8 protein-coding genes are annotated in these 9,225 nt (G+C 40.2%); all 8 read right to left on the bottom strand.

Features of this window, described 5'->3' with window-relative positions; genetic code table 11:
* Positions 1-226 precede the first annotated feature (226 nt).
* Positions 227-1,705: a lysine--tRNA ligase gene (gene lysS / locus FD44_RS09025; RefSeq protein ID WP_081484039.1), complete on the bottom strand. Its 1,479-nt coding sequence runs from the start codon at positions 1,703-1,705 to the stop codon at positions 227-229.
* A gap of 88 nt (positions 1,706-1,793) precedes the next feature.
* Positions 1,794-2,801: a tRNA dihydrouridine synthase DusB gene (gene dusB / locus FD44_RS09020; protein ID WP_010620744.1), complete on the bottom strand. Its 1,008-nt coding sequence runs from the start codon at positions 2,799-2,801 to the stop codon at positions 1,794-1,796.
* A 23-nt stretch (positions 2,802-2,824) separates the two neighbouring features.
* A complete protein-coding gene (gene hslO, locus FD44_RS09015) occupies positions 2,825-3,706 on the bottom strand; it encodes an Hsp33 family molecular chaperone HslO (protein WP_010620745.1) in 882 nt (293 codons plus the stop codon).
* A gap of 111 nt (positions 3,707-3,817) precedes the next feature.
* On the bottom strand, positions 3,818-5,944 hold the full coding sequence (gene ftsH / locus FD44_RS09010) for an ATP-dependent zinc metalloprotease FtsH (protein ID WP_010620746.1): 2,127 nt from the start codon (positions 5,942-5,944) through the stop codon (positions 3,818-3,820).
* A gap of 107 nt (positions 5,945-6,051) precedes the next feature.
* Positions 6,052-6,594 (bottom strand): hypoxanthine phosphoribosyltransferase, encoded by a 543-nt coding sequence (gene hpt, locus FD44_RS09005; protein ID WP_010620747.1) that lies wholly within the window; start codon positions 6,592-6,594, stop codon positions 6,052-6,054.
* A complete protein-coding gene (gene tilS / locus FD44_RS09000) occupies positions 6,587-7,963 on the bottom strand; it encodes a tRNA lysidine(34) synthetase TilS (RefSeq protein WP_010620748.1) in 1,377 nt (458 codons plus the stop codon). The genes hpt and tilS overlap by 8 nt, the downstream gene beginning before the upstream one ends.
* Positions 7,964-8,013: 50 nt before the next feature.
* On the bottom strand, positions 8,014-8,541 hold the full coding sequence (locus FD44_RS08995; RefSeq protein ID WP_010620749.1) for a S1 domain-containing RNA-binding protein: 528 nt from the start codon (positions 8,539-8,541) through the stop codon (positions 8,014-8,016).
* 84 nt (positions 8,542-8,625) lie between these two features.
* Positions 8,626-9,027: an FtsB family cell division protein gene (locus FD44_RS08990; protein ID WP_010620750.1), complete on the bottom strand. Its 402-nt coding sequence runs from the start codon at positions 9,025-9,027 to the stop codon at positions 8,626-8,628.
* Between the last annotated feature and the right edge of the window lie 198 nt (positions 9,028-9,225).

Below are 9,225 nucleotides of genomic sequence, written 5' to 3'. Positions count from 1 at the left end.
CAACTACTTAAATATATCACTTATATTAATTCATGTCAACGTGTAATATGAATAAAAATTCATTTTATATTTTCTCGTAATGTCTCGCGACAACAAATAATAATATATCAATTTATAGCACAAAAAGCAAGACCAAATTAGCATATTTATCGTTTTTTAATGTAACTCTTAATAAAAAACATCCCATGGTTACCAGCAAGGCTGATAATCATGGGATGTCTCTTAACTACTTTTCTTCATCTGGTTTCATTGTTGGGAATAGTAGAACGTCTCTGATTGTTTCTGCATTGGTCAAAAGCATAACAAGACGATCGATTCCGATTCCAAGACCTCCAGTTGGTGGCATACCATACTCAAGAGCTTCGATAAAGTCTTCATCAATACCTTCTGCCTCATCATTACCTGCTTCTCGCTCCTTAACCTGAGCTTCGAATCGTTCACGTTGATCAATTGGATCATTGAGTTCCGTAAATGCATTCGCATACTCGTTACCTAAAATATAGAGTTCAAAACGATCAGTAAATCTTGGGTCTTTAGGATTCTTTTTGGCTAATGGTGAAATTTCTACTGGATGACCATAAATAAAGGTAGGTTGGTCCAGCTTATCTTGCACCAATTCCTCAAAGAATGCATTAATAATGTGACCAACAACCCAATACTTTTCATAGCGAACGCCATGCTCATCAGCTAGTTTTCGAGCTTCATCAACAGACATTTCTTTCCAGAAGTCTACACCTGTGTATTCCTTAATCGCATCAACCATGTGCTCACGCTTGAAATCTTTGTTCAAATCTACTTCTGTTCCCTGATAATCAACACTACCTTTATCAGTGACAGCCTTTGCAGCAGCTTTGAATATGCCTTCAGTCTCGTCCATCACATCGTTGAAATCAAAGTAGGCAACGTAAGACTCGAGCATCGTAAACTCTGGATTATGACGCTTGTCCATCCCTTCATTACGAAAGACTCGTCCGATTTCGTAAACACGTTCCATTCCACCGACAATTAACCGCTTAAGGTATAATTCAAGGGCAATTCGCAAATATAAATCGATATCTAACGCATTATGATGGGTCATAAATGGTCGCGCATTAGCACCACCAGCTTGTGTATGTAACACCGGCGTTTCTACTTCAGTAAAATCGAGACCATCTAAATAAGCTCTGATGGCAGAAATAATCTTACTACGGTTTTGGAAACGTTCAAAACTCTCAGGATTAGAAATTAAATCCAAATAACGCTGACGATAAATCTGTTCCTTATTTTGTAAACCGTGGAACTTATCAGGAAGTGGTCTTAGCGCCTTTGATAAGAAAGTTAATTTAGTAGCGCGAATTGTTAACTCGCCCATATCAGTTTTGATAATATCTCCTTCAATTCCAAGGTGATCACCAATATCAGCACGCTTAAAGATATGGTAAATTTCTTCACCAAGAATATCTTTTCTAACGTAAATTTGAACCTTCCCACTTCGATCTTGAATGTCAGCAAAGCCAACTTTTCCTTTACCACGTTTAGATACCATTCGGCCCGCGATAATTGCCTTTTTTTCTAACTCATTCAATTCTTCCTTATCCTCATCAGCAAACTGTTCATGTAACTCTTTTGCCAGATAGGTTCTTTCAAATCTATGTCCAAATGGATCAATTCCTTCTTCGCGTAGTTCATTCATCTTTTCGCGTCGAACTCGCAATTGATCATTCATTTGCTTCTCGTTCTTTTCAGCCAAGCTTAACCCTCCAGTAATTATTCATTCTTTTCAATCATGATAAAAAAGCCAAGAAAATGCAAGTTTATTTTGCAATTTTCGTTATACGATCGTTTCTTGACGCTAATTTCTCTACAAATTGATCAAAAATATCGATCATTTCTTGCTCAGTTTCCGCATTATTCAAAGCCGCTTTGGCTCTTGCAGAATGAGAAATACCCTTCAAATAGTACGCAGCTTGTCCCCTAAACTCACGAGGACCACCATACTCACCCTTAATACCAACTAGTCGATGCAAGTGTTCTTTTGCAGTGGCGACCTTTTTCTCTGGAGATGGTTCAGGTATTAATTCACCAGTTTCCAAATAATGTTCGGTTTGATGAAGCATCCATGGATTACCCATTGCAGCTCGACCAATCATTGCTGCATCTGCTCCAACGTACTCGATCATTTTTTTAGCATCTTGAGGGGTTGTAATATCGCCATTACCCATAAATGGGATCGTTAATTGACTTGCAACGTCCTTTAAAATCTCCCAATCAGCGTTTCCTTGATACATTTGTTTTCTAGTTCGACCATGCATTGCGAGGGCAGAAGCACCAGCACGCTCAGCAGCCAACGCGTTTTCTACAGCAAAAACGTGATCACTATCCCATCCAGTCCGCATTTTAACCGTAACGGGTTTCTTAACAGCATCAGTGACATATGAAACCATTTCATACACCTTGTTTGGATCTAGAAGCCACCTTGCACCTGCTTCAGTCTTAACAACTTTATTCACAGGACAGCCCATATTGATGTCAATAATATCTGCAGCTGTGTTTTGGTCGACAAATTTTGCGGCTTCAACCAGCGATTCCTTCGTCCCACCAAAAATTTGAATACTCATCGGGTGTTCTTTGGGATCAACAAACATCATACTCAGTGTTTTTTTATTTCGATACATAATTCCGCGATCAGAAATCATTTCACAAACAACTAGACCTGCACCAAACTCCTTACAAATCATGCGAAATGCGGAATTAGTTACACCAGCCATTGGTGCAACAACAATTTGATTAGGGATTTTAACATCGCCAATTTTCCATTCCATTTGATTGTTCTCCTAAATTTTGTTTATTTGCTTTGCGCTTGAATCTTTTTTAATTCTTCTTCACTAAACAGGTATTTTTTGCCACAAAAGCGACAAACAGTTTCTGCCTGATGATCTTCCTCAATAAGCTGTGTCAATTCCGTGGGATTAATACTACTCAACGCTTTAGCAAATCGGTCTTTTGTACAATCACACTTAAATGCAACCGGCATTTTATCAAGTATTTTTACATGCTCTTTTCCAAATATCAAGTTCAATATGTCCTCTGGCGATTGCCCCGCCATTAGAAGCTCTGAAACAATTGGCATCTTTTTTAATCGGGTTTCTAACTTGTCAATTGCTTCATCACTTGCGCCTGGCATTACTTGGATTAAAAACCCTCCGGCAACGCCGACTGAATTATCGTTTTCAACAAAGACAGAAACGCCCACTGCTGAGGGAATTTGTTCAGATTGCGCCAAGTAGTAGGTAAAATCATCACCTATTTCCCCGGAAGCTAAAGGAACTTGGCCAGTATATGGTTCTTTCAGTCCAAAATCTTTTGTAACTGAGAGAAAGCCATCACGTCCGACCGCTTTTCCAACATCAATCTTGTGGTTTTTATTTAACGGTAAGCTGATGTGCGCATTTTGAATATATCCCTTTACGGTTCCGTTAGCATTTCCGTCGACAACAATTCCGCCCACTGGTCCGCCACCATTAATGCGAACCGTCAATTTTTCATCATTTTTCAGTACTGACGATGCTAATAATAACGTTCCGATTAATGATCGACCCAGCGCTGCAGATGCTGCACTCCAGGTGTCATGTCGAGTCTGTGCTTCTTTGACAAGGTTCGTCGCATCTACTGCATATGCACGAAACTGCCCGTCATCGATTATACTTTTGAGTAAATAGTCGCTCATTGTTTCCTCCTAAAAAAATCAATAATGTTTGTATTATAACAGGTTCTTAACAAACCGGCTATTATTCCAATCCAAAATAAAAAGTCGCAAGAATTACTTGCGACTTTCTCTTTATTCATCATCTGGTTTATCAGACGACTGATTCTCATCTGAGCTGTTGTCGCTTTGAGTTGAATCTGAGCTATCGGAATCAACATCTTCTGGTTCAGTAGCATCAGAATTTGCCTTTTCTTCAAGTTGTTGCTGACGCTCAGCTTCCCGACGTTCAAGCTCCTTCTTTGATTCTTCAAAGGTAGCAGCTTTTTCACTAGGAAATTCACTCTGTGCGTCTTGTTCTGGCATCTTACCAGTCTTAAACAGGCTGAGAATTTGCTTTTCATCAAGTGTTTCGTATTTAAGCAAAGCTTCCGCAATAATCTTGTGTTGTTCACGATGAGCATCAATGATTTCTTTTGCTTCTTCATGTCCTTCATTGATAATGCGGCGAACTTCAGAATCAATTGTGGCAGCAGTATCTTGTGAGTAAGCGGGGCCTTGTCCATAGGCAGCACCTGCAAATGGTTGACCGCCGGAACTTTCAAGCTGAACAGTTCCCAACTTGTCACTCATACCATACTGGGTGACCATTGCTCGAGCAAGTTGAGTTGCTTGCTCAAAGTCATTGGATGCACCAGAAGATTCTGAATTAAAGATAATCTCTTCAGCAGTCCGACCACCCATTAAACCAGCAATTTGCTCCATTGCATCTTTTTTACTTAAGAGCATCTGGTCTTCGCGTGGCAACATGATTGCGTATCCGCCAGCACGTCCACGAGGAACAATCGTAACTTTATGAACCACTCGGGCATCATTGAGGACAAGTCCTACAATAGTATGACCAGCTTCATGGTATGCGACCGTATTTCGTTCTTGTTTGCTAATTACACGATCACGTTTAGCAGGTCCTGCAATCACACGATCTTCTGCTTCGTCTAGGTCAGAGGCGTCGATTGCCGTCTTATTGCGACGAGCAGCCAATAACGCAGCTTCATTCAAAAGGTTTTCCAAATCAGCTCCGACAAATCCTGGTGTTTGCTTTGAAATCTCTTTCAAATCAACGTCACCAGCCAATGGCTTGTTCTTGGCATGGACTCGTAGAATAGCTTCACGGCCCTTTACATCAGGTCGGCCAACAAGAATCTTTCGGTCAAAACGACCAGGACGTAATAATGCAGGATCAAGGACATCTGAACGGTTAGTAGCAGCCATGACGATAACACCTTCGTTACCCGTGAACCCATCCATTTCAACCAATAATTGGTTCAAAGTTTGTTCACGTTCATCATGTCCACCGCCCATTCCGGCGCCACGTTGACGACCAACAGCATCAATTTCATCGATAAAGATAATTGAAGGAGAGTTCTTTTTAGCTTGATCAAACAAGTCACGAACACGGCTTGCCCCAACACCAACGAACATTTCGACAAAATCAGAACCAGAAATTGAGTAGAATGGTACCGCTGCTTCACCAGCAACAGCCTTAGCAAGTAAGGTTTTACCTGTACCAGGAGGTCCCTCTAGAAGGACACCTGATGGTATTCGAGCCCCAAGTGCATTGAACTTCCTCGGATCCTTCAAGAATTCAACAACTTCAACAAGTTCTTGTTTTTCTTCCTCTTCACCAGCAACATCAGAGAAGCGAACTTTGTTTTCTTTACTATCCGCTGGCTTAGCCTTGGACTTACCAAAGTTCATCACTCGACCATTACCGCCACCTTGGCCAGCTTGGCCCATCATCATATAGAAGAAGAAGATGAAGATTACTAATGGCAATACATAAACTAAAATGTTGACCCAGAAACCGCTAGATTCTTCGGCTTTCGTGTTCATTTTAACGTTATGCGAATTGGCTGCCTTCGTAATTTCAGAAACGGTTGAGTTGTTCTGAAGCACAGAAGTCGTGAACTTTGTGACCTTGGTACTACTGTTCGTGTTACCAATAGTAAATCCAGTCGAAGGCTTGGCTTTCTGTGCAGTTCGGTAAGTTCCGCTGATCTTATAAACCCCACCAGATGGCTGTACCGAAAAACGCTTTATTTTGTTGCTATTAAGCTTTTGAATAAACTCACTTGTTTGGATATCTTGAGTCTGTGAGCTTGAGTTATTTCCCTGGAAGAAATAAATAACACCCATAACCAACAAGAAGACCACAATGTAAAATAGACTATTCCTAAAAAGCCCATTTTTTTTGTTATTCATTTAGTGCCTCCTCAATCGTGTCCCTATTGCTTTAAACAGGGACAGAATTTAGGCCGAAGCCCCTTTTAATAAGATAAAGTCTACCACATCTGACTATTTTTGACTAATTATTTATTCTCGTAAATTTCGGGCTTTAAAACCCCAACGTAAGGCAAATTTCGATACTGATCGCCATAATCCAAACCATAGCCAACAACAAACTCGTTAGGGACAATAAATCCAACATAATCTGCTTTAGCTTCAACGACTCGGCCAGATGGTTTATCGAGCAAGGTGCAAACCTTAATTGAATGAGCGTGTCGCTCTTTCAACAGGTCCTGCATAAATTTGAGTGTTCTACCAGTATCAATAATATCCTCAACTAGGATAATGTCGCGATCTGCCACGTCGATACTTAAATCATGAACTAATTTAACTTCACCCGAAGATGCAGTTCCACCGTTATAGCTCGAGACGTCGATAAAATCTAGTTCTGCAAGAATGTCCATTTCTCGAATAACATCTGTCATAAACAGAACGGCTCCCTTTAAAACCCCAACGATTATCGGATTTTTGTCTTGATAGTCATGTGCCATTTGGTGTCCTAGTCGCTGACAAGCTTCTTTAATGGTTTCTTCACTATAGAGTACTCTTTCAATGTCGTTATCCATTACGTCCTCCAATTCTAGTAATAATCAACTTGTAATTTAGTAAACCCGGATGATCCTTGTTTCGCCAAGCTTTTTTTCGATTGATAAGCCACAATACCTCGCGTTGACTAGTCGTCACAACTAAGTCATTGTGCCGTTCAGAATCGGGTACCTTTTGGTCAATTTGAATCCGTCGAATTAACTGGTGTCCACCGCCTTTAATGACTAATGAATCGCCAAGTTCAACTGTTCTAACAGCCAGAGGCATGTCACTTTTTGAGAGTGACAATCGCATTTCTGCCAACACTTCTACCTGTGGATTCGAATCAATCGGAAAAATACCAAGCTTGTGTGAATCATCTAGGTTCACCCAGTGAGTTAATACTAGCATAATTTTTTTATCTAATCTTGGCTTTTCTGTTGATTTAGTAACTATTTTTAAAGAAAATCCATTATAAGATTTAATAAATCGATACTTATTAGCTAGATTAAGGGTTGCTTGCGGTTTTCGTTTGTTATGGAGCAACTTCATGCATTCTTCTATCACTTCATCATTGATACTCTCCACAGTACGTTCCAAATACCAGCGTAAGAAAACACGTTGACTCGCCTCTTCCAGTTCCATAAAAGAGGTAAGATCCATTTGGTCATCTGCCGCTTTTAGGTGGAGTAAAGACTGCGCCCATTGATCAATCACAAACTTTTGATTCGTTAACTGCTTTGAGAAGCTTGCAACATGCGCCAAAAATTGGTTATTTTCATTTTTTAATTGAGGCACAATTTCATGACGTATTCGATTTCGAAGCACGTCATTGCTCTGATTCGTTGAATCCTCAAACCAGGTTAGCTGATGATCAACCGCGTAATCCTTAATTTCATTCTTCGAAAATGACAATAGTGGTCTTATTAACACAACTTTTTCAAATGGCTGCGATGGCTTAATCCCAATTAATTGATTGAGACTGCCGCCCCTAATTAACTTCATCAAGACCGTTTCGGCCTGGTCATCCGCATGGTGCGCCGTCATCAAGGCGTCCGCGTTTTCCTCTGAAATAATTTGACTAAAAAAATGGTATCTAAACGTACGCGCGGCCGCCTCAATTCCAGTTTGGGGGTGATCCTTTTTAGGCCACACTGCCAAATGGAAGCTAATACCACGTTCATGACAATACTGCTCAAGAAACGCCGCTTCCCGTTCACTCTCATCCCGAAGCTGATGATTAACGTGAGCAACCACAATCCTAGGCTTTTGCCTAGGAGAAATATGTTGCAACAAATCTAACAGTACCATGGAATCAACACCTGTCGAAACTGCCACTATAACGGTTGATTTTGACTTAAATTGATGGTTTCCGACAATATTCTTTTTAAATTTTTCCATTAAGTTCATTTAATTGCTCCAAAAAAGAAAACCGTGGATTTTCATCCACGGTTAATTTATTAACTACGACGACCGCCACGGCCACCGCGCTTGCCTTCAGTATTTCGTTTTAAGGTTGCTAACCGATCTTCACTATCTTTAAGAAAACCAGACATCAAGTCATCAAAACTTCCGCCTTGTCCACCTGAATGTTGGCTAGCTTTATGATTGTTGGAACTACCGTGAAAGCTTCTACCATTGCTATTATGAGTAGTATTACTATGATTGCTGGTACTAGTATGATTGCTAGTGCCGTGATTATTATGAAAATTACTCGTAGCCTTGCCTCTTGCATGGGTAGCTTCTGCTGGCTTATCTTCAGCTTTTCGAATAGAAAGGCCAATTTTACCATCATCACCGATTGTTAAAACTTTAACGGTGACCTCATCACCAACAGATAAAACATCATGAATATCTTTTACAAATCCATCTGAAACTTCACTAATATGGACAAGCCCAGTTTTGTGCTCGCCCAAATCCACAAACGCTCCAAAGTTCGTAATTCCTGATACTTTTCCAGAAACTTTCGCTCCAACCTCAATTGCCATAAAAAAGATTTTCCTCCTTGAAAATGTATATAGATAAGTATAGCACAATTTCACTAAACACCAATGACAAGTCACGACTAAACGTTACTTTGCAGTCACATCAGTTGCCTTATCACTCGGGAAGCTATACACGGTTTCTCCCGGCTTAGTGTAAAAATACTTTGCTCGAATTAATTTTTGCATGTAATCATTATTATGTAAGAGTTTAACTTCTTCTGTCAGCTTTGAATTGTCCTTCTTTTGCTTCGCTAGCTGCTTCTTCGAGGTGACAACCTGGGTCTGAACTGAATGTAAATTGACCTTTGAGTAAATAATTTGCGCACTAAACACGGCCACAAAGACTAAAAAAATCCCCAAAATAATCATTGCACGCTTTTTGCGCAATTTACTCATATGGCCGCCATCACCACGAGCCGATTGGCTGGCATTGTTAATTTGCTTCGTATAGTCATTTTCTAGATGTTTTACTTTTTGTCGATCAGCCATCGCGAGTCCTCCCTACAATCCCATCAATACGAGTAAAGTATAACAACTATCAAATAGACTGTCCATTCCCCTTTAATGAATATTATCAAACAATTTTAGATTCATTGATTTGATTTATGAGCCTGACATAAAAGGCAGTTCGCTTCCAACCGCTTCAACGGCGTGATAACCAAACAAAAAAGTGGCTGGGACAAAACT

It is taken from the genome of Secundilactobacillus malefermentans DSM 5705 = KCTC 3548 (assembly GCF_001436395.1).
Classification (GTDB): domain Bacteria; phylum Bacillota; class Bacilli; order Lactobacillales; family Lactobacillaceae; genus Secundilactobacillus; species Secundilactobacillus malefermentans.
Note: the sequence above shows the minus strand (reverse complement) of the source record. Positions and strands in the feature narration are given on the sequence as shown.